The 23,515-nt window shown below is 70.6% G+C and carries 24 protein-coding genes; 16 read left to right on the top strand and 8 right to left on the bottom strand.

Annotated elements, in window-relative coordinates:
- Positions 1 to 48: 48 nt before the first annotated feature.
- Both AB0877_RS23280 and AB0877_RS23275 read left to right on the top strand, forming a co-directional pair.
- Complete coding sequence (locus AB0877_RS23280; RefSeq protein ID WP_366611414.1) at positions 49 to 1,098, top strand: RNA ligase RtcB family protein; 1,050 nt, start codon at positions 49 to 51, stop codon at positions 1,096 to 1,098.
- Complete coding sequence (locus AB0877_RS23275; protein ID WP_366611412.1) at positions 1,095 to 1,256, top strand: hypothetical protein; 162 nt, start codon at positions 1,095 to 1,097, stop codon at positions 1,254 to 1,256. Before AB0877_RS23280 ends, AB0877_RS23275 begins: the two co-directional genes overlap by 4 nt.
- Before the next feature lie 6 nt (positions 1,257 to 1,262).
- Here the strand turns inward: AB0877_RS23275 and AB0877_RS23270 are convergent, their stop codons facing one another.
- Complete coding sequence (locus AB0877_RS23270) at positions 1,263 to 2,168, bottom strand: alpha/beta hydrolase (RefSeq protein WP_366611410.1); 906 nt, start codon at positions 2,166 to 2,168, stop codon at positions 1,263 to 1,265.
- Positions 2,169 to 2,360: 192 nt separating this feature from the next.
- Between AB0877_RS23270 and AB0877_RS23265 the strand changes: the two genes are divergently transcribed.
- The 3 genes from AB0877_RS23265 (at position 2,361) to AB0877_RS23255 (ending at position 5,264) form a co-directional block, all read left to right on the top strand.
- Positions 2,361 to 3,191, top strand: a complete 831-nt coding sequence (locus tag AB0877_RS23265) for a PIG-L family deacetylase (RefSeq protein ID WP_366611409.1) — start codon at positions 2,361 to 2,363, stop codon at positions 3,189 to 3,191.
- A 348-nt stretch (positions 3,192 to 3,539) separates the two neighbouring features.
- On the top strand, positions 3,540 to 4,733 hold the full coding sequence (locus AB0877_RS23260; RefSeq protein ID WP_366611408.1) for an endo-1,4-beta-xylanase: 1,194 nt from the start codon (positions 3,540 to 3,542) through the stop codon (positions 4,731 to 4,733).
- A gap of 189 nt (positions 4,734 to 4,922) precedes the next feature.
- Positions 4,923 to 5,264: a metalloregulator ArsR/SmtB family transcription factor gene (locus AB0877_RS23255; RefSeq protein ID WP_238686609.1), complete on the top strand. Its 342-nt coding sequence runs from the start codon at positions 4,923 to 4,925 to the stop codon at positions 5,262 to 5,264.
- Between the two features lie 21 nt (positions 5,265 to 5,285).
- Here the strand turns inward: AB0877_RS23255 and argS are convergent, their stop codons facing one another.
- Positions 5,286 to 7,004 carry an arginine--tRNA ligase gene (argS, locus tag AB0877_RS23250; protein WP_366611407.1) on the bottom strand — a complete coding sequence of 573 codons (1,719 nt, stop codon included), beginning with the start codon at positions 7,002 to 7,004 and terminating at the stop codon, positions 5,286 to 5,288.
- Positions 7,005 to 7,352: 348 nt separating this feature from the next.
- Here argS and AB0877_RS23245 point away from each other — a divergent pair, with 348 nt between their 5' ends.
- From AB0877_RS23245 to AB0877_RS23230, 4 genes are all read left to right on the top strand, one after another.
- On the top strand, positions 7,353 to 8,108 hold the full coding sequence (locus tag AB0877_RS23245) for a hypothetical protein (RefSeq protein WP_366611406.1): 756 nt from the start codon (positions 7,353 to 7,355) through the stop codon (positions 8,106 to 8,108).
- A gap of 113 nt (positions 8,109 to 8,221) precedes the next feature.
- Positions 8,222 to 10,855 carry a hypothetical protein gene (locus AB0877_RS23240; RefSeq protein WP_366611404.1) on the top strand — a complete coding sequence of 878 codons (2,634 nt, stop codon included), beginning with the start codon at positions 8,222 to 8,224 and terminating at the stop codon, positions 10,853 to 10,855.
- Positions 10,856 to 10,894: 39 nt separating this feature from the next.
- Complete coding sequence (locus tag AB0877_RS23235; protein WP_366611403.1) at positions 10,895 to 11,380, top strand: nitroreductase/quinone reductase family protein; 486 nt, start codon at positions 10,895 to 10,897, stop codon at positions 11,378 to 11,380.
- A 159-nt stretch (positions 11,381 to 11,539) separates the two neighbouring features.
- Entirely contained in the window at positions 11,540 to 11,974 is a 435-nt protein-coding gene (locus tag AB0877_RS23230) for a DUF6223 family protein (RefSeq protein WP_366611402.1), read from the top strand.
- 1 nt (position 11,975) lies between these two features.
- Here AB0877_RS23230 and AB0877_RS23225 read toward each other — a convergent pair whose 3' ends face one another.
- The 4 genes from AB0877_RS23225 to AB0877_RS23210 all read right to left on the bottom strand — a co-directional run bounded on the left by AB0877_RS23225 (position 11,976) and on the right by AB0877_RS23210 (position 16,379).
- Positions 11,976 to 12,638 carry a response regulator transcription factor gene (locus AB0877_RS23225; RefSeq protein ID WP_366611401.1) on the bottom strand — a complete coding sequence of 221 codons (663 nt, stop codon included), beginning with the start codon at positions 12,636 to 12,638 and terminating at the stop codon, positions 11,976 to 11,978.
- A complete protein-coding gene (locus tag AB0877_RS23220) occupies positions 12,635 to 13,768 on the bottom strand; it encodes a sensor histidine kinase (RefSeq protein WP_366611399.1) in 1,134 nt (377 codons plus the stop codon). Before AB0877_RS23220 ends, AB0877_RS23225 begins: the two co-directional genes overlap by 4 nt.
- A 53-nt stretch (positions 13,769 to 13,821) precedes the next feature.
- Positions 13,822 to 15,690: an ABC transporter ATP-binding protein gene (locus AB0877_RS23215; protein ID WP_366611629.1), complete on the bottom strand. Its 1,869-nt coding sequence runs from the start codon at positions 15,688 to 15,690 to the stop codon at positions 13,822 to 13,824.
- Between the two features lie 197 nt (positions 15,691 to 15,887).
- Positions 15,888 to 16,379: a MarR family transcriptional regulator gene (locus tag AB0877_RS23210; RefSeq protein WP_366611398.1), complete on the bottom strand. Its 492-nt coding sequence runs from the start codon at positions 16,377 to 16,379 to the stop codon at positions 15,888 to 15,890.
- A 109-nt stretch (positions 16,380 to 16,488) separates the two neighbouring features.
- On the opposite strand from AB0877_RS23210, the gene AB0877_RS23205 reads away from it, so the two are divergent.
- Genes AB0877_RS23205 through AB0877_RS23195 form a run of 3 tightly spaced genes read left to right on the top strand, consistent with a single transcriptional unit; the run spans position 16,489 to position 19,294 of the window.
- The gene (locus AB0877_RS23205; protein WP_366611397.1) at positions 16,489 to 17,538 is read left to right on the top strand and encodes an LLM class flavin-dependent oxidoreductase; all 1,050 of its coding nucleotides are present in this window, start codon (positions 16,489 to 16,491) and stop codon (positions 17,536 to 17,538) included.
- Positions 17,531 to 18,559, top strand: coding sequence for an LLM class flavin-dependent oxidoreductase (locus AB0877_RS23200; RefSeq protein WP_366611396.1), 1,029 nt, complete (start codon positions 17,531 to 17,533; stop codon positions 18,557 to 18,559). The genes AB0877_RS23205 and AB0877_RS23200 overlap by 8 nt, the downstream gene beginning before the upstream one ends.
- 30 nt (positions 18,560 to 18,589) lie before the next feature.
- Positions 18,590 to 19,294, top strand: a complete 705-nt coding sequence (locus tag AB0877_RS23195) for an NAD(P)-binding domain-containing protein (protein ID WP_366611395.1) — start codon at positions 18,590 to 18,592, stop codon at positions 19,292 to 19,294.
- Here AB0877_RS23195 and AB0877_RS23190 read toward each other — a convergent pair.
- Positions 19,291 to 20,010 carry a tetratricopeptide repeat protein gene (locus tag AB0877_RS23190; protein WP_366611393.1) on the bottom strand — a complete coding sequence of 240 codons (720 nt, stop codon included), beginning with the start codon at positions 20,008 to 20,010 and terminating at the stop codon, positions 19,291 to 19,293. The two genes, AB0877_RS23195 and AB0877_RS23190, sit on opposite strands and share 4 nt — an antisense overlap.
- 31 nt (positions 20,011 to 20,041) lie before the next feature.
- Positions 20,042 to 20,803: a GNAT family N-acetyltransferase gene (locus tag AB0877_RS23185; protein WP_366611392.1), complete on the bottom strand. Its 762-nt coding sequence runs from the start codon at positions 20,801 to 20,803 to the stop codon at positions 20,042 to 20,044.
- 213 nt (positions 20,804 to 21,016) lie between these two features.
- On the opposite strand from AB0877_RS23185, the gene AB0877_RS23180 reads away from it, so the two are divergent.
- The 4 genes from AB0877_RS23180 to sodN all read left to right on the top strand — a co-directional run bounded on the left by AB0877_RS23180 (position 21,017) and on the right by sodN (position 23,467).
- Positions 21,017 to 21,466, top strand: coding sequence for a hypothetical protein (locus AB0877_RS23180; RefSeq protein ID WP_366611390.1), 450 nt, complete (start codon positions 21,017 to 21,019; stop codon positions 21,464 to 21,466).
- Between the two features lie 118 nt (positions 21,467 to 21,584).
- Positions 21,585 to 22,100 carry a hypothetical protein gene (locus AB0877_RS23175; RefSeq protein WP_366611388.1) on the top strand — a complete coding sequence of 172 codons (516 nt, stop codon included), beginning with the start codon at positions 21,585 to 21,587 and terminating at the stop codon, positions 22,098 to 22,100.
- A gap of 58 nt (positions 22,101 to 22,158) precedes the next feature.
- A complete protein-coding gene (locus AB0877_RS23170; protein WP_366611387.1) occupies positions 22,159 to 22,968 on the top strand; it encodes an inositol monophosphatase family protein in 810 nt (269 codons plus the stop codon).
- A 94-nt stretch (positions 22,969 to 23,062) separates the two neighbouring features.
- Entirely contained in the window at positions 23,063 to 23,467 is a 405-nt protein-coding gene (sodN, locus tag AB0877_RS23165) for a superoxide dismutase, Ni (protein WP_366611628.1), read from the top strand.
- Positions 23,468 to 23,515: the final 48 nt, after the last annotated feature.

The raw sequence follows: 23,515 nt of genomic DNA, 5'->3' as shown, positions 1-23,515 counted from the left end.
GCGTACGTCGTGAAGGAATATCAGTTGTCGTGCCGGACGTGCCTCGGCATGCGGCACGTCGCCGCGATGCCGGACCTGCACCCGGGCAAGGGTGCGCCCATCGGCGCGGCCATGGCCTCGACAGTGCTGTACCCGTTCCTGGTGGGCTCCGACATCGGCTGCGGCATCGCCGTGTTTCCGATCAAGCTCAAGCGGGCCGTGCCGGAACGGCTCGCCGCCCGGTTCCCCGACCTCGACCAGGCGCTCGACCCGGTACGCGACGCCGACGACCCGGCCTGGGCCGCCGTCGACGGTGACGTTCCGGCCGGTCACCTGGACGGTCTCGGGACGGTGGGGCGGGGCAACCACTTCGTGGAGCTGGCCCGCGTCGACACCGTCCTCGACGTGCGGCACGCGGGCCGGCTCGGGCTCGACGCCGGTGATCTCGTGCTGATCGTGCACAGCGGGTCCCGTGGTCTGGGCGAGCGGATCCTGCGGGCGCACACCGAGGTCCACGGCGCCGGGGCGGCCCCCGACCCCGCCGCCTACCTGGGCAGGCACGACGACGCCGTGCGCTGGGGTTCGCTCAACCGCCGGGTGCTGGCCGCCCGGGTGGCGCACGCGTTGGGGGCCGAGCCCACCGCGCCGATCGTCGATGAGTGCCACAACCTGGTCGAGGTCCGGGACGGGGTCTACCTGCACCGCAAGGGCGCGGCGCCGGGTGACGGTCGCGACGTCCTGATCGCCGGTACCCGGGGAACGGCGTCCTATCTGGTAGCCGCGCACGCCGGACGGGACGCCAACTTCTCCGTGGCCCACGGTGCCGGTCGCAAGATGTCGCGCGCCGACGCCCTGCGGCGGGGCAGAGCCAAGCACACGGTCGAGGAGCTGCGCCGTACCCCGGTGGGGTCGTTGGTGGTGTGCGGTGACCGGCAGTTGCTCTTCGAGGAGGCGCCCACGGCGTACAAGCGCATCGAGCAGGTGATCGGCGACCTGGTCGAGCACCGGCTGGCCACCCCGGTGGTCAGCACGACACCAGTGGTCACCTACAAGACGCCGGATCTCGGCTCCGCACGCCCGCAGCGGCGGGGCCACCGTGGCCGGCGAGGCCGCTCATGACCGCGTTCCTGCTGTTGTCGGCCGGACGTGGGCCGCAGGAGTGCGCCTGGGCGCTGAGCCAGTTGCTGCACCGCCTACGCGACGAGGGCGTCCGCCGGGGTCTGACGATCCAGCTGGTTCGCGGCGACCCGGTCCGGGGGGAACGTCCAACGGGTTAGGCCCGCTCAGACCTCCAGCACGGCGTCGGCGAACGCCTGCGGCGCCTCCTGCGGCAGGTTGTGCCCGACACCGCCGCCGACGGTCCGGTGCTCGTACTGGCCGGTGAACTGCTTGGCGTAGACGGTGGGCTCGACGTGGGGCGCGCCGTTGGCGTCGCCTTCCATGGAGATGCTGGGCACGCTGATCTTCGGTTGGATGGCCAGGCGCTTCTCGATGTCGTCGTACTGTGCCTCGCCGTCGGCGAGGGCCATCCGCCACCGATAGTTGTGGATCACGATGTCGACGTGGTCGGGGTTGTCGAACGACGCCGCGCTGCGGTCGTACGTGGCGTCGTCGAACGTCCACTGGGGGGACGCGGTGTGCCAGATCAGTTTGTTGAAGGCGCGTCGGTTCTTGTCGTAACCTTCCCGCCCTCGCTCGGTGGCGAAGTAGTACTGGTACCACCACGCCAGTTCCGCCTTCGGCGGCAGCGGCGCCTTACCGGACTCCTGGCTGGCGATCAGGTAGCCGCTGACCGAGACCAGCCCCCGGCAGCGTTCGGGCCACAGCGCGGCGACGACATCGGCGGTCCGCGCGCCCCAGTCGAACCCGGCGAGCTTCGCGGTGTCGATGTTCAGGGCGTCCATCAGGGCGATGAGGTCGAGCCCCATGGCGGCCGGTTCGCCGTTTCGCATCGTGTCGTCGGAGCGGAACCGGGTCGTGCCGTAGCCCCGCAGGTAGGGGACGACGACCCGCTGACCGGCTGCGGTGAGCAGCGGTACGACGTCGGCGAAGCTGTGGATGTCGTAGGGCCAGCCGTGCAGGAGGATCACCGCGTCGCCGTCGGGCGGACCGGCGTCCACGTAACCGACGTTCAGGACCCCGGCGTCGATCTGTCGCAGGTCGGTGAACCCGCCAGCGGCCTTTGCCATCGACTTTCTCCCCGCGTCCGGACCTGCTCGGAGGTGCTGATCACGCCCGAATCTAGCGACCTGTCCGGGGCCTGATCGCCGTTCACACAAGGACAGCTCGACGGGTCCCGGAATGGGTACGATCCCCCCGCTCCCGCGGATGTTCCCGGTGGAGGTCGGGGGCCGGTAGCCGCAGGACCGTAGGGTGATGGCATGGCTGAGCGACCTCTGACCCTGATGGCGGTGCACGCCCACCCCGACGACGAGGCGACGAGCACCGGCGGCGTCCTTGCCCGCTATGCCGCCGAAGGGGTCACGACGGTGCTCGTGACCTGCACCGACGGGCGATGTGGCGACGGCCCCGGTGGGGTCAAGCCGGGCGAGGAGGGGCACGACCCGGCCGCCGTGGTGGCGATGCGCCAGGCCGAGCTGGAGGCCAGCTGCGCGACGTTGAAGGTCACCCATCTGGAGACCCTCGGCTACGCCGACTCGGGGATGATGGGTTGGCCGACGAACGACCAGCCCGGCGCGTTCTGGATCACGCCGGTGGCGGAGGCGGCGGCCCGGCTCGCGGAGCTGATCCGGCAGTATCGGCCGGACGTGATCGTCACGTACGACGAGAACGGTTTCTACGGCCACCCGGACCACATCCAGGCGCATCGGATCACCATGGCCGCTGTCGAGCAGACGGACATCCCGGCGAAGGTCTACTGGACCACCGTGCCGCGTACGGCGTTCGCGGAGTTCGGTCGGATCATGAAGGAGCTCGGCGTCGAGTGGGCCGAGCCGGACGCGGAGTCGGAGCCGGGGCCGCAGCTCGGTCTGCCCGACGACGAGATCACCACCTGGGTCGACACCAGCAAGTACGGCGCGCAGAAGTTCGACGCGCTGGCCACGCACGCCAGTCAGACCGAGAACATCTTCTTCCTGCAACTGGGCCAGGAGCGGTTCACCGAGCTGATGGGCGTGGAGACCTTCTTGCGGGTGCGGGACCGAACGGGCGCGCCGACCCCCGAGGACGACCTCTTCGCCGGTCTGCGCTGATCACCTCTCGATAGCGCCACCGGACATCGTCGGCCACCGGGGCGACGACGTCCCGTGGCGTGCGTCGCTAACGTCCTCGCCACCCGAACCGGTCGCCGAACCACGGCCTCCGGTCGCCGAAAGTTTCGCTGGCTGGCCACGCCGCGCCGGGCAGGTCATGTGATGAATTTCCGGAAGTTTTCAGCGTTGACGCCCAGACATCGATCGGCTTAACGTTTCGAGCAAGTTTCCGGTTTCCGACCGGAACTACCGGCGTCACCCAGCCATCTCGCGTCTCCATCCGAGCACGACCGGACCCTCACCTCCTAGATCGACATCTATCTATTGATCATCGGGAAGGGCAGGCACATGAAGTTGAGACAGTGGTCGAGCGTCGGCCTGGTCGCCGTCGCGACCATCGCCACGCTGAACACGGTGCCGGCGACCGCGAGTCGACCGTACGACCCCACGACGCAGAGCCTCGGCACTCTCGGCCTGCGCCACGGTCTGCACGTCGGCACCGCGGTGAACATGGATGCACTGAACGACGTCGACGACCCGCAGTACCGCAGACTGGCCTCCTCCGAGTTCGCCTCGGTCACCGCCGAGAACGTGATGAAGTGGGAGAGCCTGGAGCCGACCCGCGGCACCTACAACTGGGGGCCGGCCGACGAGTTCGTCGACTTCGCCAAGCGCAACCGGCAGAGCGTGCGCGGTCACGTGCTGGTCTGGCACAACCAGCTGCCCGCCTGGTTGACCAGCGGCGTCGCCGACGGCTCCATCAGCAAGCAGGAGCTGCGCGAGCTGTTGCGCAAGCACATCACCACCGTCGTCAACCGCTACAAGGGCAAGATCTGGCAGTGGGACGTGGTCAACGAGGCGGTCAGCGACCCGTGGGACACCCCGTCGACCCTGCACTACAAGGGCTTCTGGGCGCAGAACCTCGGGCCCGGCTACATCGCCGACGCGTTCCGCTGGGCGCGCGCCGCCGACCCGAAGGCCCTGCTGTTCTACAACGACTACAACATCGAGGCGTTCGGCTCGGGCAACCCGGCGGACGACAAGACCCAGTTCGTGTACGACATGACCAAGAGCCTGCGCGCTCAGGGCGTCCCGATCGACGGAGTCGGCTCCCAGGGCCACCTGGGCACCCAGTACGGCAACTTCGACACCCTCCAGGTGACCGCCGCGCTGAAGAAGTTCAGCGGGCTCGGCGTCGCGACCGCGTTCACCGAGGTCGACGTGCGCAGCCGGCTGACGGAGGGCGTCCAGGCGGGCGACTCCGAGGAGATCAACCCCCGGCTACAGGCGTCGGCCGCCAACTTCAGCGTGCTGATGAAGGCGTGCCTCGCCGTGCGGAGCTGCCTGTCGTACACGGTCTGGGGTTTCAGTGACAATCATTCGTGGGTGCCCGGCTGGTTCGACGACCCGCCGGAGGGCCTGGCCACCATCTACGACGAGAACTACCAGCCCAAGCGGGCGTACCAGGAGTTGAAGTCCGACCTGATCTTCGCCGGGCCGCCGTACGTCCTGCCCCGCATCGCACCCAAACCCCGCCGCTGACGCCCAGGGCCGTGTGGAGCTTCCCGAAGCTCCACACGGCCCGTGTGCCGCCACGGACGTCGACGTTCGACTCACGTTCGGTGGTTCCGTCGCGCCATCCGGACGCCATCGGAGGGCTGGTGCCGGATCTGCCGGTTTATTGATGGTGTTGGTGTCACTATTGCAGGCGTGGGAACTGCGAAAACTGCCATGCCTGCGATCTCGCCGCTCACCGGCGATCCCATCAAGCGGGCCGATGCCGAGCGGCTAGCGGGGGTGCTCAAGGCCTTCGCCGATCCGGCGCGACTCCGGTTGCTCAGCCTGATCCAGTCCGCGCCGGAAGGTGAGGCGTCAGTGAGTGACCTCACCGCGGCGCTCAATCTCTCCCAGCCGACGGTGAGTCATCACCTTCGGATCCTCACCGAGGCCGGCCTCCTCGAACGCGACAAGCGCGGGGTCTGGGCGTACTACCGCCTGGTGCCCTCCGCGATCGCGCAGATCGCCGACCTGTTGACGCCGCCCCGGAAGCGGGCGACGAAGCGGGCCCGCTGACCGGGCCCGCAGGCCGGCGCGTCACATCCGCTCCACCGTGCGGATGCCCAGCAGGTGCAGCCCCTGCCGCAGGGTCCGGGCGGTCAACTCGGCCAGCAGCAGCCGGCTCTCCCGCAGCTCGTCCGTGGCCCGCAACACCGGGCAGCGCTCATAGAACGCGTTGAAGGCTGTCGCGAGTCGGTGCAGGTAACCCGCGAGCTGGTGAAACTCGAGACTCCGCTCCAGCTCACCGACCACGGCGGCGAAGCCGAGCAGCTCGACCGCGAGCGCTCGCTCCGCCGGCTGCGCCACCACGATGGGCGCGTCCGGCCGCACGGCGGTCCCGGCCCGCCGCAGCACCGACCGGATCCGGGCGTACGCGTACTGGAGGTAGGGAGCGGTGTTGCCGTCCAGCGCCAACATCCGTTCCCAGTCCAGGACGTAGTCCTTCGTCCGGTCGACGGACAGGTCGGCGTACTTGACCGCGCCGATGCCCACCGCGCGGCCGATCTCGGCGGCGGTCCCGGCGTCCAGATCCGGGTTCCTGCTCCGGGCCAGCTCGGTGGCGCGGGCGACCGCCTCCTCCAACAACCCGACCAGCTTCACCGACTCACCGGCCCGGCTGCGCAGCATCCGTCCGTCGGCGCCGAGGATGGACCCGAAGCCGAGGTGCTCGGCGCGGGCCGGCGGGCAGAGCCAGCCGGCCGCCTCGGCGACGGCGAACACCATCGCGAAGTGCTGCCGCTGCGGTAGGCCCACGACGTACAGCAGCCGGTTGGCGCCCCACTCGCCGACCCGCTGCCGCAGCGCGGCCAGGTCGGTGGCCGGATAGCCGTACCCACCGTCGCTCTTGCGCACGATCAGCGGCAGCGGTTCGCCGTCGCGGCCGGTGAACCCGGGCGGGAAGACGCATTCGGCCCCACCGCTGGGCAGCAGCAGCCCCAGCCGGTCCAGGTCGTCGACGACGCCCGCCAGCAGGTCGTTGTAGGTGCTCTCGCCCCGGAAGTCGGCCTCGGACAACGTCACGTCGAGCAGGTCGTACACGGTCAGGAAATACCGCTGCGACTGCGTCACCAGCAGCCGCCACAACCGGCGGGTCCGCTCGTCACCGCGCTGCAACGCGACCACCCGCAGCCGCGACCGTTCCTGGAACGCCTCGTCGGCGTCGAACTTCAGCCGGGCCGCCCGGTAGAAGGTGTCCAGGTCCCCCATCGACAGGTTCTGTGCGGCTTCGGCCTCGCCGAGGTCGATCAGGTGCTCGATCAGCATGCCGAACGGTGTGCCCCAGTCACCCAGGTGGTTGACCCGCACCACCCGGTGCCCGAGCCAGTCCAGCAGCCGCACCGCCGCGTCGCCGATGACCGTGGAGCGGAGATGCCCGACGTGCATCTCCTTCGCCACGTTGGGCGCCGAGTAGTCGACCACCACCGTCTGCGGCGTCGCCGTCGACGGCACGCCGAGCCGGGCGTCACCGGCCAGCCCCGCGACCAGGTCGGCCAGGGCCCGGTCGGCAACCGTCAGGTTGAGAAAGCCCGGCCCGGAGACCTCCGCCGACACCCCGACGTCGTCGAGCACCGCGTGCGTCAACACCGCCGCGGCGATGTCGCGCGGTGGGCGGCCGAGCCGCCGGGCCAGCGCCAGCGCCGCGTCGGACTGGAAGTCCGCACGCGGAGACCGCCGCACGAGCGGGTCGACCGGGCCGCCGGCCACCGCCGCGAACGCCGGTGCCAGCCGGTCGGACAACAACTTCTCAAGATCCATGAGTACGCCGATCTCGCTCGGACCCGCGCTGCCACGCGAGCCGTTGACGGGGGGAGATTCGGGCGGACCGAGGACGACCAGCGAACGACCGGCGGCTCGATCCGCCGGTCGCAGGTAACAGGTCAGCGCGGGCGGGCGACGGATCGCCGGCGTCGCCCCGCACCGACCTGGACGTCACACGACAGTCCGGTGCACTGGGCGATCACGCTGGTCATGCGGGGCAGCCTAGCGGCCCGGCCGACCCGACGACAGACGAATTCCCGTGGTTCGGCCGACGGCCGGGGCGTCGCCTGGTCGTTTCGGTCGACTCGGCGCAGGGAACTGCCTCAGGACCGACGAGGGGTGATCATGAGCCGACACGCACAACGACCGATGGCCCGTACGCGACGCGCGCTGGCGCTGCTCGGCACCGTCGCGCTGGCCGCTGCCTGCACCGCCACCGAGGATCCGCCCGGCTCCGCCCCGGCGACCACGGCACCGGCCACCGCGTCGACGTCAGTGCCCCCGACAGACCCGCCATCGTCGAGCGCGAGCACCCCGGTGACGATCCCGACCTCCGCCTTCGTCGAGTTGCCCGCCGAGCTGCGGAAGTCCCCGCGACGGACGACGCCGGTCGAGGAGGCGCTGCCGAAGCTGTGCGGCAACGAGTTCGGCACCGGCGGCCGGCAGGTCACCGCGAGCGCCGCGATGACTGTCACCTACCGGAAGGCCGGCGAGCCCGCCAGCAACGTGCCGCAGGGGATGATCCACCAGACCATCTTCGCCTTCGACGGTGACGGTGCCCCCGGTTACCTGAGCCGGCTGCGCACCGCCGTGCAGGCGTGCCCCTCGTACGACCAGTCCGGAAACCGCGTCACCGTCACGAGCAAGGCGCTGCCCGGGGCCGGCGACGAGGCGTTGCTGCTGACCCGGACGTGGCCCGAGACGAGCCTGAACGGCGAACGTACCGGCGGAACCGCGTCCAGCCAGATCGCGGTGGCCCGCGTCGACAGCGCGGTGACGGTCTTCGACGACCAGGGGTGGGAGGGCACCAGCGGCAACCCCGCCATCCTGGACCGGGTCGTCCGCGACGGCGTCCGCGCCATCGACGCCTGGCAGCGGTAACCGCGCGGTCGTCGCCACGACGGCTTCCTCCGACCGGTCCGGTTCTCCGTCGGATCTTGGACACCTGGACCCAGGCCGCGCTCACGCCCGGAGACTAGGGATCTCGGTCCACAGTGACGCCGACGACCTGGATGTGGCGGCTGATGAAGGTTTCACCCCCGGGCGGACGCGAGCACCGCGACGGTCCAGCGCACGCCGGTGAGCTGTTCACCGACCGGGAAACCGAGTCGCAGGCATTCAAGTCGACCCTGGCCCGGTTCCGCCAGCTGCTCGACGGCGACGACGAGGTCGGGGTCGCCCGCCACAACGTGCTGACCTTCTACGGTCTGGGCGGCATCGGCAAGACCGCTCTCTCGGAGCGGCTGGAGGCCTGGGTCCGTCGCGACCTCCCGCTCGTCAACGGCTGGGGGCCACCTCCGGCCACCAACGTCGACGCGACGGCCCGCATCGACCTGCACGGCTCCGCCGGTCGTATGGACCTTCCCACGGCACTGCTCGCGTTGCGGGCAGGCGTGGCCGGCATCCGCCGCCGTTGGCCGGTCTTCGACCTGGCGTTCACGGCCTACTGGTCGGCCCTACGTCCCGGTGAGCCGCTGCCACGCTTGCGGGGGCGGGACGAGCTGGAGAACTCCGTGGCGGAGACGGTGGGCGAGGTACTCAAAGATCTCGGCTCGCTGGCGGACCTCGCCGGTGGCACGGCCGCCTCGCTCGGGGTGCGTGGTGTCCGCAAGGTGGTCGGTGAACTCCGCCGCCGACGTGATCTGCGCCTCGCCGTCGACGGGTTCCCGGGCTTCGAGGATTTCCTGCTCCGTTGCGCCGACGAGCCGAGCCCCACCGAGCCTCGGCCAGCCCTGGCCTGCAAGCTCGCCGCGGCTCTGTCCTGGGAGCTGGCTCAGGTCATGCCGTCGCCCCTGGTGGCGGTGTTCGTCGACACGACCGAACGGCTCGCCCTGGACCCGCGACGGGTCTCGGAGGGCCACCTCAACCGGCTGATCCACGGCATGCCGAACGTGTTGTTCGTGCTGACCGGGCGCGATCTGCTGGACTGGTACGACGAGAGCCGCGTCGACCTTCCGCACCGCGGTCCGTGGACGTGGCCAGGGCTCGTGCCTGGCGCCGCGGACAACCCCCGGCAGCACCTCGTGGGCAACCTCTCCCCCTCGGACACCCGCGCGCTGGTCATGCGCGGACGTACCCAAGTCGACCTGCCGATGAGCGACGACGTTGTCGAGCACCTCGTCCGATCGTCGGCAGGGCTGCCGCAGTATCTGGAACTGGCTCGGCAGGTCGCTATCTCGATCAAGGATGCCGGGGCTGGACGCGAGGTGAAGGCCCAGGACGTCACGGGTTCGCTCGGTTCGCTGGTGATGCGTATCCTCGACGACGTTCCGGCCGACGAGCAACGGGCCATCCGGGCCGCGTGCCTGTTCCGGGTCTTCGACACTCACCTGATGGCGGCCGCGGCGGACGTCGACCACGGGTGCGCCGAGCGGGCCGTTCGACGTCCGATGATCGACCACCACCACGGCGACCGCTTCCCGTACCGGATACACGACGCCGTCCGGGAGGCGATCCGCCGATCCGACCACCAGATATCCGGCGGCTGGGCCGAGCGCGACTGGGAATTGGCCGCCGGCCGGGCCGCCGCCGCGGTCCGACGCCAACACGACGATGCCAAGAATCGAGAAGACAACCGCGAGGTCCTGGACCTGATCGGTGTCGCTGTCGTGCTGGTGTGCGAGCAGAGCACGACGCTGGAGCCGGCTCCGAGTGAGAACTACGCGGACTGGTTGTCACGCGCGATCGTGTTCAGCCCGTCGGTGCAGGGCCTACGGTCCCGGGTGCCGGCCGCGAGCCGCACCGGGTACGGTCGCCTGGTCCTGAACTTCATCGCGGCCAAGTCCATCGAGACGCCGGTGGACGAGCGACTCAGTCTGCTCCGCGAGATCTTCGACTCCGATCACCCACTCTGGCCGGCCGCGGGCCGGCATCTGGGCTACACCCTGCGGCTTCGCCACCGCTGGGACGAGGCGCTCGCCGTCTTCGACGAGCTGGTCGCACGTAGACCCACGCCACTGCACCGGGGACAGCGTCCACAGGTTCTGAGCCTGGCCCGGCGCTTCAGAGATGCCGACCAGGCCGCGCGAGGGCTCCCGGTGCAGAGCCTCATCACGAGGGTGGCGGAGTACGCCCACGGTCGACCGGAGCGCTACTTCGCCGAGATCGCCGACAAGATGGCGAAGCTGCGCGACGCCGGCCGCCAGCGGGAGTATCTGGAGGAGGTCGGCACACTGCTGATGCGGCGTGCGTTCTTCCGCGGCGACGTCAGCGTCGACGAGATGCGCGACTTCGTCGATCGGGCCGACCAGTCCGGTCACCTGGTCGCGACCCGCTCCGCATTGCTCACCACCGTCCTGCTGGGGCACTCGGATCGGACGGACGTCGCGCTGGCCATCGACCGCCTGCGGATCCTCGACGAGGCGTCGATGGACGAGATCGGCTACCGGTACGGGCTTGCCGAATGCTGCATCGCGCTGCTCGACGGCGACCGCGACCGCCTGGAGCGACTACGCGACGAGCTGAGCCTGCTGACCGCCCGAAGTCGTTCGATGATCCCGGTCGAATGCTTCCTGGAGTCGCAGGGCCTACCACTGCCCGCCCAGCCGACCCAGTGGCTCGAGCCCGCCGAGGACGTCACCCGCCGCTGGGCCGATCACTTCGCGGCGTACGCCGCACGTCACAGGTGATGGCAACCCATCATCGTCCGTCGCTCAAGGAGGTTCGCGATGTCGGACGGTCAGGTAACGAAGGCGCCGTGGCTCCCGCCTCGGTGGTTCATCCGGCTGGCCTGGTCGGTGCACCGGGGTCTGTACCGGGTCAGCGGCAGCCGGGTCGGGCTGTGGCGACCGCGCGAGCACCGGTGGGGCACGCTGCGCCTGACCACGACGGGTCGCCGCACCGGCCAGCAGCGCAGCGTCATCATCGCGTACTTCGAGGATGGCCCGAACCTGGTCGGAGTGGCGATGAACGGGTGGGGCGAGGGTGCCCCCGCCTGGTGGCTCAACCTCCAGGCTCATCCGGACGCGTCCGTCGAGCTGGCCGACGGGCGCCGGCTGGTGCGCGGTCGCGCCGCCACCGACGACGAACGGTCGCGCCTGTGGCCGCGGTGGCGCGCGGCCGACAAGAACTTCGACGCCCACGCGGCACGGCGATCGTCGGAGACGACAGTGGTGGTGCTGGAACCCGTATCGGGTGGCGACGACGTGGCGTGACCGCGCAACCCGTACCCGCCGGACAACTGCGGCGGTACGTGGTGCCGGACGCGTACATCCCGGGTGGTAGGCGGGTCGGCAACTCCGGCATGACGACTCACCAGCTGGTTGCTTCCTAGGCTGCCACCTGTCTTCGCCATGCGACCGAGGGGATCCACCATGTCCGTCCGTCACCTGCTCGCCGCCGCCGTAGCCGCCCCGCTCGCCGGGATGGGGCTGGCCGCACCGGCAGCCGCGCACGTGTCCGCCCAGCCGACCGCGGCCACCGCTTTCTCCATGAGTGCCGGTCGCTTCGGGGCCACTGTGGCCGTCCTGCTGGGGCTGGCCGCCACGATCATCGGAGGTCTGGCAGTGGCTCGCCCCGCCAGTCGGCTCGGCACCGGCTCGGGCAGCCTCGGAGCCGTCCTGGCTCTGGCGACGGGCCTGATCGGCATGGCGCTCGGCGGGCTGGTGGCGGCCACCGCCGACAGCGGCATCGGCACGGGCAACGGGCGAGGTGGGGCCTATGTGGCACTGGCGGTCGGACTGGCCGGGGTGGTGCTCGGCGGGCTGGCCCTGGTGCGCGCGCGCCGCACCGGCCGCCTGGCGGGCTGACTCAGGAGCGAGCGAGCCAACCTGGCACGGTCAGACCGGACTCATAGGCGAGGATCACCAGCTGGGCTCGGTCCCGGGCCTGGACCTTGGTCATGATCCGGCTGACGTGTGTCTTGGCGGTCGCCGGGCTCAGCACCAACCGTGCCGCGATCTCGTCGTTGGAGAGGCCGGCGGCGACCAGCGTCAGCACTTCACGCTCCCGCTCGGTGAGCACGCTCAGTCGCGGCCCGGGGTCGGGATGTTTGGCCCGGGCCGCGAACTCGGCGATCAACCGCCGGGTGATCGACGGCGCGATCAACGCGTCACCCCGGGCCACCACCCGCACTCCGTGAATCAACTCCGCTGGCTCGGTGTCCTTGACCAGGAAGCCGCTGGCACCGGCACGCAGCGCGCCGTAGACGTAGTCGTCCAGGTCGAACGTGGTCAGAATGATCACGCGAGCGTCGCAGTTCGCGACGATCTCACCAGTGGCGGCCAGGCCGTCGAGCCCGGGCATCCGGATGTCCATGAGGACGACGTCGGGTCGCAGGTGCCGGGCCAGCCGCACCGCCTCGAATCCGTCAGCGGCCTCGCCGACCACCTGGAGGCCGTCCTCACCGTCGAGGATGGACCGGAAACCGGCGCGTACGAGGGTCTGGTCGTCGACGAGGAGCAGCCGGATCACCTCTGCTCCCCCACCGGCGCCCGACCGGGTCGCATCGGCAGGCGGGCACGGACCCGGAAGCCCCCGTCCGGCTGTGGGCCAGTGTTCAACGAACCGCCGAGTGCCAGCGCCCGCTCCCGCATTCCGAGGATCCCGCTGCCCGGGGAACCCGGCAGGCCGGTGCCGTCGTCCTCGACCTCCACGAGCACGTCGTCGTGATCGGGCCGGACCCGGACCACCGCGGTGGTGGCACGCGCGTGACGCGCCACGTTGGTGAGCGCCTCCTGGACGATCCGGTACACCGCCAGATCGACCTCCGGCGGTAGCGACGGTGTCTCGGTCAGCTCGGTGCGGATCTCCAACTCCGGCCGAGCGGCCGTCCTGATCAGATCACCGAGGCGGTTCAGACCGGGTGCGGGCATGACCGCCGGGGCCTGCCGCAGTGCGCCCAGCGTCGTCCGCAACTCACTCAAGGTCTCCTTGCTGGTCTGTTTGATCGCGGTGAGGGCCTGCTCGGACCGGACCGGGTCGGGTCGGTGCAACGCGGCGCTGGCCTGCACGTTGATCAACGACAGGTGGTGGCCGAGCACGTCGTGCAACTCCCGGGCGATGCGCAGCCGCTCCTCGGTGGCCCGTCGCAGGGCCTCCTCCTCCATCCGCTGCTCGGCGGCGACAGCTCGGGCCTGCGCCTCGGCGAGGTAGGCGCGGCGGTTACGGGTCACGCCGACGATGACCGCGACGAGCCAACCGGCGTGCAGCAACGTCGCCCCGTTCATGGTGTTCGGGGTGCGGTTGTCGCTGTCCGCCACGGCGAAGGCGATCACCGAGGCGAGACCGAGCCCGATGGCGACCGCGAGATGTCCCTCGTCGACGACGGTGTAAAGCGCGACGACGAACACCAACATGATCGGACCCGGCCGGTGCAGCAACGCCCCGTACGCGCCGATGGCAGCCAGCGCCACGATGCCCACCGGCACCGGGTGACGTCGGCGCACGTACAGCGCGCCGGTGGAGAGCAGCACCACCAGCAGCGCCGCCCACTCGGCGACGGTGGCGATGCCGCGCGACTGCACCACCAGGCCCACGACGGCGACCAGACCCACGGCGGGCACCAGGGCGACGTCCGCAGCACGGCCCCGCCACCCTGACATGGGCCGAAGCCTAGCCTCCCGCGAATGAGCGGGAGAAGGTCCGACTGGACGGTTCAGGTGTGCTGGTTGCCCTCGGCCAGGTTCGCGTCGTAGCCGGCGGCCTGGAGGGCGAACAGTTCGGCGTACCGGCCGCCGGTGGCGACGAGGTCGGCGTGGGTGCCGTCCTCGACGAGCCGGCCGTGGTGCAGGACGAAGATCCGGTCGGCGTGCCGGACGTTGGCGAGCCGGTGCGTGATGAGGATCGTGGTGGCCCGACCTCTCCGGTCCCGGATGGCCTGGAACAGGGCGTCCTCGGCGCGGGGGTCGAGCGCGGAGGACGGCTCATCCATGATCAGCAGTTCGGCGTCGCGCAGGAACCCGCGGGCGGCGGTGATGCGCTGCCACTGCCCGCCGGAGAGGTCCTGGCCTCGCGCGAAGGTCCGGTCGAGCAGTGTCTCGTACCCGTGCGGTAGTTCGTTGATCATGTCGTGGGCGACGGCGCGGCCGGCGGCGGCCTCGATCCGATCCTGCCGGGCGTCGCTGTCGACGTCGCCGAGGGCGATGTTCGTGGCCGCGGTGAACGGCCACTTGTGGTATTCCTGCGTCACCACCGCGATCCGGGCGCGCAGCCCGGCGACGTTCCAGTCCGACAACGGGCGGCCGTTCCACTCGATACTGCCCTCGGTGGGCGCGCGGAGGCCGGCGATCATCGCGGCGAGGGTCGTCTTGCCCGAGCCGTTCTCCCCGACGAACGCGACAGTCTGCCCGGCGGTGATCGTCAAGGTGACGTCGTCGACGGCGGCGTCGTCCCGATCGGGGTAGCGCAGGCTCACCTCGTTGACCGTCAACTCCCGCAGCCGATCAGGCTCGGCCGAGGCAACGGGTCCGGTGCTGGTCGGTAGGTAGACGTCGGCGCGCGTCATGAATCCGGTGTAGTCGCCGAAGTGCTGCCCCTGGGTGTAGACATGGTCGACCTGGAAGGTGGCGATGGCCAGGGACCGCTGCGCGGACTGCACCGCGATGACGCAGGTCGCCGCGGCGGCGAGTGGGATCTGCCCGTCGAGGAGCAGCAACCCGAGCAGGGCGTAGACGGTCGCGGTCGCGAGGCCGCCGACGACGGCTCCGACGGTGGTGGTCGTGGTGACCCGCCGGGCGAGGGCGAGCTGGATGTCGGTCTCCACCTGCATCACCCGGTCGTACTGGTCCAGCAGGAACCGACGCAGCCCGTAGGAGCGCAGCTCCGGGGCCGAGGCACGTTCGGCCATCAACTTGTGCAGCAGCCACAGGCGACGCCGGCGTACCGAACCGGCGTTGTATGTCTGGTAGCGCAGGTGCCCGGCCCGCAACGACGCCCAGGCGTTGGGCACCGTGGCGACCAGCAGGGCCAGCACCAGCAGCGGGTGGATGACGATCACGGCGGCCGTCACGGCCAGCAGCCCGGCCAGCCCGGCCAGCAGGTTCATCGACGCCTGCACCAGCCCGATCGTCGACTCGGTGCCGCGCGAGGCCCGTTCCATGTCGTCGGCGAACGCGTCGGCGTCGAACGCCTCCAACCGGACCGCTGTGGACACCTCGAACAGGCCCCGTTCCACCTCACGGCTCACCCGAGGCGTCAAGCCGTTCTGCGCGTACCCGCTGGCGATGCCCATCCCGGCGCGGAGCGCGACGGTCGCCGCCAGCACGGCCAGCGCGGGCAGCGCGGCCCGCACCTTGTCCGCGGTCGGTCCGCCGGCGAACAGTTCCACCAGCACCCGCTGCGTCGCCAACAGGCCGAACGCTGCCATGGCCCCCGCGCCGACCGTGGCCGCGGCCACCACACCGGTACGGAGCCGGTCAGCGCGCCAACTGATACCGATGGCTGTCCAGACGAGCCTGGGCAACTCCGCGAACACGGCGAGGACGCCGGCCTCCGCGCGCGCCCGGACCCCCGTCTCCCACCACATCTCCCGCAGCTCCGGCAACACCGACTCCGTACGCCCGGGGCCGGGTTGGTCCGCTCGAACGCGGCGGTCCTCTGCGGTGGCGGCCTCGCTCATGGACGTACCTCCCAAGCGGCGGAGCAGGCTTTCTGGAGGATTGGACCACCCGGGCGTAGCTCTCGGCAATCGTTTGGGCACTCGCGGTCATCGATGCGCGGTGATCAATCTTTGCCGAGGACATCGAGCTGCGCCCGCAGCGCCGTGGCGATCTCGCCGGCCGCGACGATCTGCTCCGGCGTGAGGGCGTCGACGAAGAACTCCCGGATGGCGCGCAGGTGGGGATAGGTGGCTCCCCTGAACGCCTCGGCGCCGACCGTCGTGAGCAGCACCTCCGCACCGCGGGGAACAGTGGCGCACTCCTGGCGGCGGATGAGACCGCGCCGCTCCATCCGCCCGAGGTGGTGGGAGAGCCGGCTGCGCTCCCACCCGATGCGCGAGGCGAGTTCGGACGACCGCATCGCCTCGCCCTCCGCCTCACTGAGAGCGAGGAGCACTGCGTAGTCTCCGGTCGAGAGCGAGGAGTCGCCCTGGAGGCGGGACTCGAGCCGGGAGCCGAGCGTCGCCGTCGTCTCGATGAAGTCCCGCCAGATTCGTAGCTCGTCCGCGGTCGGAAGTTGCCGTCCGCCCCGCCGGCCGGGTGTGGCCTCCGTCATCTCACTCTCCCGGGAATTGACGTGTCAATCGCCAAGTTAGCATCATTGACACGTCAACCGGTAGGTCCGCTCCCGTGGGTCGCCGGCGGAATGCGCCGAGGAGGAGACGATGGCAGCTGCGGACTTCGAGCTGGGGCTCAACTCGTTCGGGGAGGTGGCCACCGACGGTGACCGGGTTCTGAGCGACGCCGAGACCGTACGGCTGCTCGTGGACGAGGCACGGCTCGCCGAGTCGGCCGGACTCGACGTGTTCAGCGTCGGTGAGCACTACCGCGAGGGTCACAACGACTCGGCGACACCGGTGCTGCTGGCCGCGGTCGCGACGGCGACCGAGCGAATTCGCCTCGGCACCTCGGTCACCGTGCTCAGCACCAATGACCCGGTACGGCTCTACCACGAGTTCTCCACGCTGGACGCCGTCTCCGACGGCCGCGCCCAGATCGTCCTCGGGCGGGCATCGGCAACCGAGTCGTTTCCGCTGTTCGGGTACGACCTGGCCGACTACGAGCGGTTGTTCGAGGAGAAGCTGGACCTCTTCCTGCGACTGCAACAGGACGAACCGGTCACCTGGTCCGGCACGGTACGAAGCCCACTCACCGGGCAACGGCTGCACCCACGGATGCGGCCGGGCGGCATCCCGACCTGGATCGGCGTCGGGGGAAGCCCGAACTCCGTGATCCGCGCCGCGCGGCACGGACTCCCGCTCATGCTCGCGATCATCGGGGGGCGCCCCCAGCGCTTCGCCGGTCACGTCGACCTCTACACCAGAGCGCTCGAACAATTCGGGCATACCCTGCAGCCAATCGGGCAGCACTCACTCGGCCTTGTCGCAGACACCGACGAGGAGGCGGTGGAGACGTGGTGGCGGTACTGGCAGCCGGTGGTGGCGGCTCTGGCCGCCGAACGCGGCTTCTACAAACCGGACCGCACGCGCTACGAGGCGGAAATCGACCACGGGGCGCTCTTCGTCGGTTCGCCCGAGACGGTGGCGCAGAAGATCGCCACTGTCGCCCGCGACCTGCGACTGAGCCGCTTCGACCTGAAGTACGACATCATGCACCTGCCCCGCGAGGCACGGGCGCGCACCATCCAACTGCTGGGCAGTGAGGTCGCGCCGCGGGTCCGGGAGCTGCTGGCTAAGGAGCCCAACCATGTCTGATCTGCTGTTCGGCCTGGACACCTTCGGCGACGTACCGGAGGACGACAACGGCAAACTCGTCTCCCACGCGGCGGCGATCCGGCAGGTCGTCGACGAGGCCGTGCTCGCCGACCAACTCGGGGTCGACGTCATCGCCCTGGGCGAGCACCACCGCCCCGAGTACTCGGTCTCCACACCGGAGACGGTGCTGGCCGGAATCGCCACCCGCACCTCGCGGATCCGGCTGGCCTCCGGCGTGACGGTGCTGAGTTCCGACGACCCGGTACGGGTCTTCCAGCGCTTCGCCACAGTGGACGCGCTGTCGAACGGCCGAGCCGAGGTCATCCTCGGTCGCGGCTCGTTCACCGAGTCGTTCCCGCTCTTCGGCTACGACCTCCGCGACTACGACACGCTGTTCGAGGAGAAGATCGAGCTGTTCGTCAAGTTGCTCGACGAGAAGCCGGTCACCTGGAGCGGCACCCTGCGTGCCCCGCTGGAGAACGCCGACGTGTTCCCGAAGACCGAGTCGGGTCACCTCGACACCTGGGTCGGTGTGGGTGGCTCGCCGCAGTCGGTCGTCCGCACCGCCCAGTACGGGCTGCCGCTCATGCTCGCCATCATCGGCGGCGCACCCGAGCGCTTCGCGCCCTACATCGACCTGTACCGCCGGGCCGCCGACCAACTCGGCACCACAGCGCACCCGGTCGGCATGCACTCGCCGGGCTTCATCGCCGACACCGACGAGCAGGCCAAGGAGATCTACTGGCCGCACTACCGGATCATGCGGGACCGGATCGGCAAGCTGCGGGGCTGGCCCCCGATCCGCCGTCAGGAGTTCGACTCCGAGGTGGAGAACGGCTCCCTCTACATCGGCTCACCCGAGACGGTGGCCCGCCGGATGGCCCGTGCCATCAGCAGCCTCGGCGTCGGCCGCTTCGACCTCATCTACTCGGCCGGAGCGCAACCGGCCAGCGCCCGGATGCGCGCGGTGGAACTGTACGGCTCGAAGGTGATCCCCATGGTCCGCGAACTGCTGGCCTGATCAGCGCTCCCCACAGGCGAGAGGACGACCATGTTCGACAACGACCGGAGCCGGCCCGCGACCCTCGGCATCCTCGGGGCCGGCAAGGTGGGCACGGTGCTCGCCCGGCTCGCCGTCGCCGCCGGCTACCGGGTACGGGTGGCCGGCTCCGGCGACCCGGCGAAGATCGCCCTCACCGTCGAGGTCCTCGCCCCGGGGGCCGAGGCCACCACGGCGGTCGACGCGGCGGCCGACGCCGACGTCGTCATCCTCGCCCTGCCCCTGGGCAAGTACCGCGGCGTTCCCGCCGAGGCGTTACGCGGCAAGCTCGTCGTCGACGCCATGAACTACTGGTGGGAGATCGACGGCATCCGCGACGACCTCACCAACCCGCGGACCTCGTCGAGCGAGACCGTCCAGGCGTTCCTGCCCGGCTCCCGCGTCGTCAAGGCGTTCAACCACATGGGCTATCACGACCTGGAGGACGAGGCCCGGCCGACGGGGGCGGTCGGCCGCAAGGCCATCGCGATCGCCGGCGACGAGGACGTCGACCTCACCGAGGTCGCGGCCCTGGTGGACGCGCTCGGCTTCGACCCGGTCGTCGCCGGCCAGCTGGCCGAGGGGGTCCGACTCGAACCGGGCAGCGAGCTGTTCGGCGCCAACGTGAGCGCCGACGAGGTGCGCGCCATGCTGGACCGCTTCCCGGAGTCGGAGCGGGGACGGACCATCACCGCTGCCCGAGCCTCCACCTCTTAGGCGTCGAACGCCGCCCGCGGTTCGAGGTGCCGGCCCACGGCGTACTCCCGGTCGAAGTCGGTCGGGCCCAGCGCCTCGGTGGCGGCGGCGCGCATCCTGGCGAGGTCCGCGGCGTCGTCCGGGTCCGGCACCTGGCCGAGCGCCGCGAACGCGGCATCGGCGACACCGATCATCCTGGCCGCGCGGGAGTGGTCCCCCTCGGCGGTCGCGAGCGCGGCGCCCGCGACGCAGACGTACGGCACGAAGTCCGCCCAGTTGTTGCGAAACACCCGCTCGCGGTTCTCGGCGAACAGCGTCCGGGCCACGTCCAGGTTGCCCAACCCCAACTCGCAGAACGCGAGGTTGTGAAACTCGGAGTTGACCGTCCTGGGTCGGCCGAGCGCCTCGTTGAGCGCGATGCTCTGCCGGTACAGGTCCCGGGCGCGGACCAGGTCACCGGACATCCTCGCGACGGCCGCCAGCACGTGCCTCGGTCGTTCCTCCAGCGCCCGGTCGCCGGAGCGCAGCGCCACCGTGAGGGCCTCCCGGGCCCGGGCCTCGCCCCCGGTCAGGTCACCGCCCCGAATGGCGACCCGGGCGAGGCTGTACCGGGCCTCCACCTCGCCCGCCAGGTCACCGGCCGCCCGGGCCCGCTCGATCTCGGCCTCGCTCATCCGCACCACGGCGTCGGTCTCGCCGCGCCGGAAAGCCGAGCGGACGTTCTCACTGAAGGTCACAGGTCCTCCTCCTTCTGGCCGGTACGGACCGTCAGGCCGCCTGGAACACGGTCCAGGTCTCCACGAGCGCGAAACCCATCGCCTCGTAGAGCGGTCGACCCATCGGACTGGCGTGCAGGTACGCGGCGTCCGCGCCGGCGGCGACGCCGTCACGCAGCGCCGCCTCGGTGAGCGCCCGACCCAGGCCACGACCCCGGGCGGACGGTACGACGGCGATGTTGAACACCCCGATCACGTCGGAGGTGTGGATTCCGAGCCCGGTGCCGACCGGGCTGCCGGACTCCTCGGCCAGATACCCGGTGATGGCGGCGGTATCGAGCACCGCGCCGCCCATCAGCGGGCCGAAGAGGCCGTCGGGCGCCTCGAAGCTCCGGGTGAGGGCGTCGGTGTACCTGTCGCTCTCGGCGGCTCCGACCCGCCGGACCAGCGCCTGCTGGGTCGGGCCGGCCCGGAACACGATGTCGTCGGTGGCGCAGGCCATCAGGGGAAGGTGGCTGCGTGCGCGCAGCCCGTGCCGGGCCGCCAGGTCGGCGACCTCGTCGCTCGCCGCACCGCGAATGATGATCGACCAGTGCGCGGTCTGCCGGCTCACCTCGGTCGCCAGCTCGTCGATGGCCGTGAGATCCGGCTCGGCGGCCGTCTCGAGGACCCCGTTGAGCGTCGCGACGCTGGCGTGGGTGAGGCCCGCGCGAGCGGTGCCCCGCTCGGCGTACCAGCCCTTCGGCGTCACCTGGCAGAGGAGTTGGATCGCGTCGAAGTACGCCGTCGCCAACTGGTCGGCGGTGGTGCTCATGTCTGGTTCCCCCCGGAACGCTCGCTCGCCCTCGCCCAGCAACCTAGCCACCGGTCGGGTTGGCGAGCACCTTCGAGAGGCCGAGGTCACCCCTGAGCAGGAGGGCGGTCGTCGAACGATCAGGAATCGAGAAGCTCGCCAGCGCCGCCCGGCCTAGCCTTTTCCCAGGCAGTCGGCAACGCGCCGGGCCAGACGACGAGAGGGAGCCCGAGAATGTCCGCGAAGACCACCACGACCGGGTCCGACGGCTTCAGCGCCGAGGAGCGGGCCGCGATGAAGGAGCGCGCCGACGAGCTGCGCGCCGAGGGCAGGAAGGGCGCCAAGAAGGCGGACGGGCTGCAAGCGGTCCTCGACCGGATCGCGCAGATGGAGCCGGAGGACCGCGCGCTCGCCGAGCGGGTGCACGTCACGGTGACCGCCGCCGCCCCGGGGCTGACGCCGAAGACCTGGTACGGGATGCCCGCCTACGCGAACGAGGACGGCAAGATCGTCGTCTTCTTCCAGGACTCCGGCAAGTTCAACTACCGGTACTCGACGGTGGGCTTCCAGGACCCGGCCAACCTCGACGACGGGGATTTCTGGCCGGTGGCGTACGCGTTGCAGCAGTGGAGCCCGGCCGTGGAGAAGAAGCTCACCGAGCTGGTGCGGACGGCGGTCTCCTGACCGATGCCCGCCCCCTCCCCGGCTCGCTCATGGTGCGATGATCGAAACCCACAGTCCGACGGAGACAGGTGGTGCGGACGATGCGGTGTGGGCCGCCGACGGTACGACGAGTTCCCCGATGACCGGTCGGGCCGGCGAGGTGTTCGACACGGGTCGGGCGGTGTCCGACATCGAGTCGCTGCTCGCCGCGGACCTGCCCACGGGCGGGGTGCCGGTCAGCGAGGGCGACCCGGTCACCGGGGAGTGGACCGGCACCCGGGGCGAGGGCTTTCGGATCGCCCCGCTCTGGGAGAGCGACGCCCTGACGGGTGTGTACGGCGCCGAATGGAACCGGGCAGAGGAGGCCGCCGAGGCGAACCTGGCCCTCGTCATAGCGGAGTTGACCCAGAGGTGGGGCGCGCACCGCGCTGTCTCCATGCGGGTGCCGCTGTTTCGAGCCCAGGCCGGTGAACCCATGCCGGCGCTGTTCCAGTCGCTGTCTGACCTGGACTGCTATGGCGACCTGACCGTGTGGGGGCCGACGGTGGCCGAGGGGCGGTGGGTCGCGGTCTCGGTCAACCAGTCTGACGGCGACGCTCCCATGATCATGACGGCGGTCGTCAGTCAGCTACCGATCAGCGAACTGTCGGACTGACCTGCGGCCCGGGTGCGGGCCTGTCACCGACATTGCCCGCGGCTCCTATGGTTCGGGCATGTCGATCACAGACCAGGCGCTGGCCGTCGAGGCGGCGAAAGCCGGAGCCGCAGTCGTGGGCTCCCGGTACGGCTCAGTGTTGACGCGCGTCATGAAGACCGCCGGCGACTTCGCCACCGCCGCCGACATGGAGGCCGAGCACGCCATCATCGACGTCCTGCGCGCGGCGCGTCCGGACGACGCCGTGGTGGCCGAGGAGAGCGGGCGTACGGGTACCGGCGACAACGGGCGCACCTGGCTGGTCGACCCGCTGTGCGGGACGTTGAACTTCGCCGCGCGGACCACGCTGGTCTCGGTCAACGTCGCCCTGCGCGTCGGGTCCGACGTCACAGTGGCGGCGTCGGTGGACCCGTTCGCCGACGAGGTGTTCTGGACCGACGGCGTCGCCGCGTACGTCCGGGGGGTTGCGGGGACGGATGAGCGCCTCGTCCCGTCGGCCGAGTCGACGCTGGTCGACCTGAACCTCGACCCGCCCTTTCCCAACCGGGACGTCTTCCTGGCCGCCCGCCTGCTCGCCGACGAGGGCTTCCTCGAACAGTTCCGGCCCCGGGTGGTCTCCACCAGCCTGGCCGTGGCCTGGGTCGCCGCCGGCCGCCGCGCCGGCTATGTGACCGACCGCCACGACCTGCGCAACAGCGTCCACTTCGCGGCCGGAATAGCGCTCTGCGAGGCGGCTGGCTGCGTGGTCACCGGGCTCGACGGCCAGCCCCTGCACACCGGTGGGGACGGTCTCGTGGTGGCCGCGGACGAGCGGACGCACACCGCCCTGCTGACGCTCGTCCGCAAACAGGGCCCGCCATTGACATGAAGTGCGGTTGAGGTTCTAGCGTTCCTCGATGGTCACGTCCGGGCCGCCGCGCCCGGACCCACGTCGGCCGAACGCCACAGTCGAAGGGATTCCGATGTTCCTGTCCCGCCTTCTCCGCCCCCGCACCGTCGCCAGCGCGCACTGCGACCTCCCCTGCGGCGTCTACGACCCCGCGCAGGCCCGCATCGAGGCCGAGTCGATCAAGGCGATCTCCGAGAAGTACCAGGCCAGCGACGACCCGGAGTTTCGCACCCGCGCGCTGCTCATCAAGGAGCAGCGCGCCGAGCTGGTGAAGCACCACCTCTGGGTGTTGTGGACCGACTACTTCAAGCAGCCGCACTTCGAGAGGTACCCCCACCTGCACGGCCTCTTCAACGAGGCGACGAAGCTGGCAGGTGCCGGCGGCGCGAAGGGCGCCGCGGACCCGGCGGTCGCCGAGCAGCTCCTCGGCAGGATCGAGGAGATCTCGAAGATCTTCTGGGAGACCAAGCAGAGCTGATCAGCCGGCACCGGGTGGCACCGGCCACCCGGTGCGGCGTACCGCGTT

Origin of the sequence: Micromonospora sp. NPDC047644 (assembly GCF_040704315.1) — a bacterium.
Classification (GTDB): domain Bacteria; phylum Actinomycetota; class Actinomycetes; order Mycobacteriales; family Micromonosporaceae; genus Micromonospora.
The sequence above is the reverse complement of the archived record's forward strand: the minus strand, read 5'-3'. Positions and strand labels throughout refer to the sequence as shown.

Excerpts from the sequence above, each read along its gene's own strand:
- sodN (WP_366611628.1), top strand. The coding sequence starts at position 23,063 with ATGTTCCTGTCCCGCCTTCTCCGCCCCCGCACCGTCGCCAGCGCGCAC.
- AB0877_RS23245 (WP_366611406.1), top strand. The coding sequence starts at position 7,353 with ATGAGCCGACACGCACAACGACCGATGGCCCGTACGCGACGCGCGCTG.
- AB0877_RS23260 (WP_366611408.1), top strand. The coding sequence starts at position 3,540 with ATGAAGTTGAGACAGTGGTCGAGCGTCGGCCTGGTCGCCGTCGCGACC.
- AB0877_RS23280 (WP_366611414.1), top strand. The coding sequence starts at position 49 with ATGCGGCACGTCGCCGCGATGCCGGACCTGCACCCGGGCAAGGGTGCG.
- AB0877_RS23200 (WP_366611396.1), top strand. The coding sequence starts at position 17,531 with ATGTCTGATCTGCTGTTCGGCCTGGACACCTTCGGCGACGTACCGGAG.
- argS (WP_366611407.1), bottom strand. The coding sequence starts at position 7,004 with ATGGATCTTGAGAAGTTGTTGTCCGACCGGCTGGCACCGGCGTTCGCG.
- AB0877_RS23185 (WP_366611392.1), bottom strand. The coding sequence starts at position 20,803 with ATGAGCACCACCGCCGACCAGTTGGCGACGGCGTACTTCGACGCGATC.
- AB0877_RS23275 (WP_366611412.1), top strand. The coding sequence starts at position 1,095 with ATGACCGCGTTCCTGCTGTTGTCGGCCGGACGTGGGCCGCAGGAGTGC.
- AB0877_RS23210 (WP_366611398.1), bottom strand. The coding sequence starts at position 16,379 with ATGACGGAGGCCACACCCGGCCGGCGGGGCGGACGGCAACTTCCGACC.
- AB0877_RS23195 (WP_366611395.1), top strand. The coding sequence starts at position 18,590 with ATGTTCGACAACGACCGGAGCCGGCCCGCGACCCTCGGCATCCTCGGG.
- AB0877_RS23170 (WP_366611387.1), top strand. The coding sequence starts at position 22,159 with ATGTCGATCACAGACCAGGCGCTGGCCGTCGAGGCGGCGAAAGCCGGA.
- AB0877_RS23180 (WP_366611390.1), top strand. The coding sequence starts at position 21,017 with ATGTCCGCGAAGACCACCACGACCGGGTCCGACGGCTTCAGCGCCGAG.
- AB0877_RS23175 (WP_366611388.1), top strand. The coding sequence starts at position 21,585 with ATGACCGGTCGGGCCGGCGAGGTGTTCGACACGGGTCGGGCGGTGTCC.
- AB0877_RS23220 (WP_366611399.1), bottom strand. The coding sequence starts at position 13,768 with ATGTCAGGGTGGCGGGGCCGTGCTGCGGACGTCGCCCTGGTGCCCGCC.
- AB0877_RS23270 (WP_366611410.1), bottom strand. The coding sequence starts at position 2,168 with ATGGCAAAGGCCGCTGGCGGGTTCACCGACCTGCGACAGATCGACGCC.
- AB0877_RS23215 (WP_366611629.1), bottom strand. The coding sequence starts at position 15,690 with ATGTGGTGGGAGACGGGGGTCCGGGCGCGCGCGGAGGCCGGCGTCCTC.
- AB0877_RS23255 (WP_238686609.1), top strand. The coding sequence starts at position 4,923 with ATGCCTGCGATCTCGCCGCTCACCGGCGATCCCATCAAGCGGGCCGAT.
- AB0877_RS23265 (WP_366611409.1), top strand. The coding sequence starts at position 2,361 with ATGGCTGAGCGACCTCTGACCCTGATGGCGGTGCACGCCCACCCCGAC.
- AB0877_RS23235 (WP_366611403.1), top strand. The coding sequence starts at position 10,895 with ATGTCGGACGGTCAGGTAACGAAGGCGCCGTGGCTCCCGCCTCGGTGG.
- AB0877_RS23205 (WP_366611397.1), top strand. The coding sequence starts at position 16,489 with ATGGCAGCTGCGGACTTCGAGCTGGGGCTCAACTCGTTCGGGGAGGTG.
- AB0877_RS23230 (WP_366611402.1), top strand. The coding sequence starts at position 11,540 with ATGTCCGTCCGTCACCTGCTCGCCGCCGCCGTAGCCGCCCCGCTCGCC.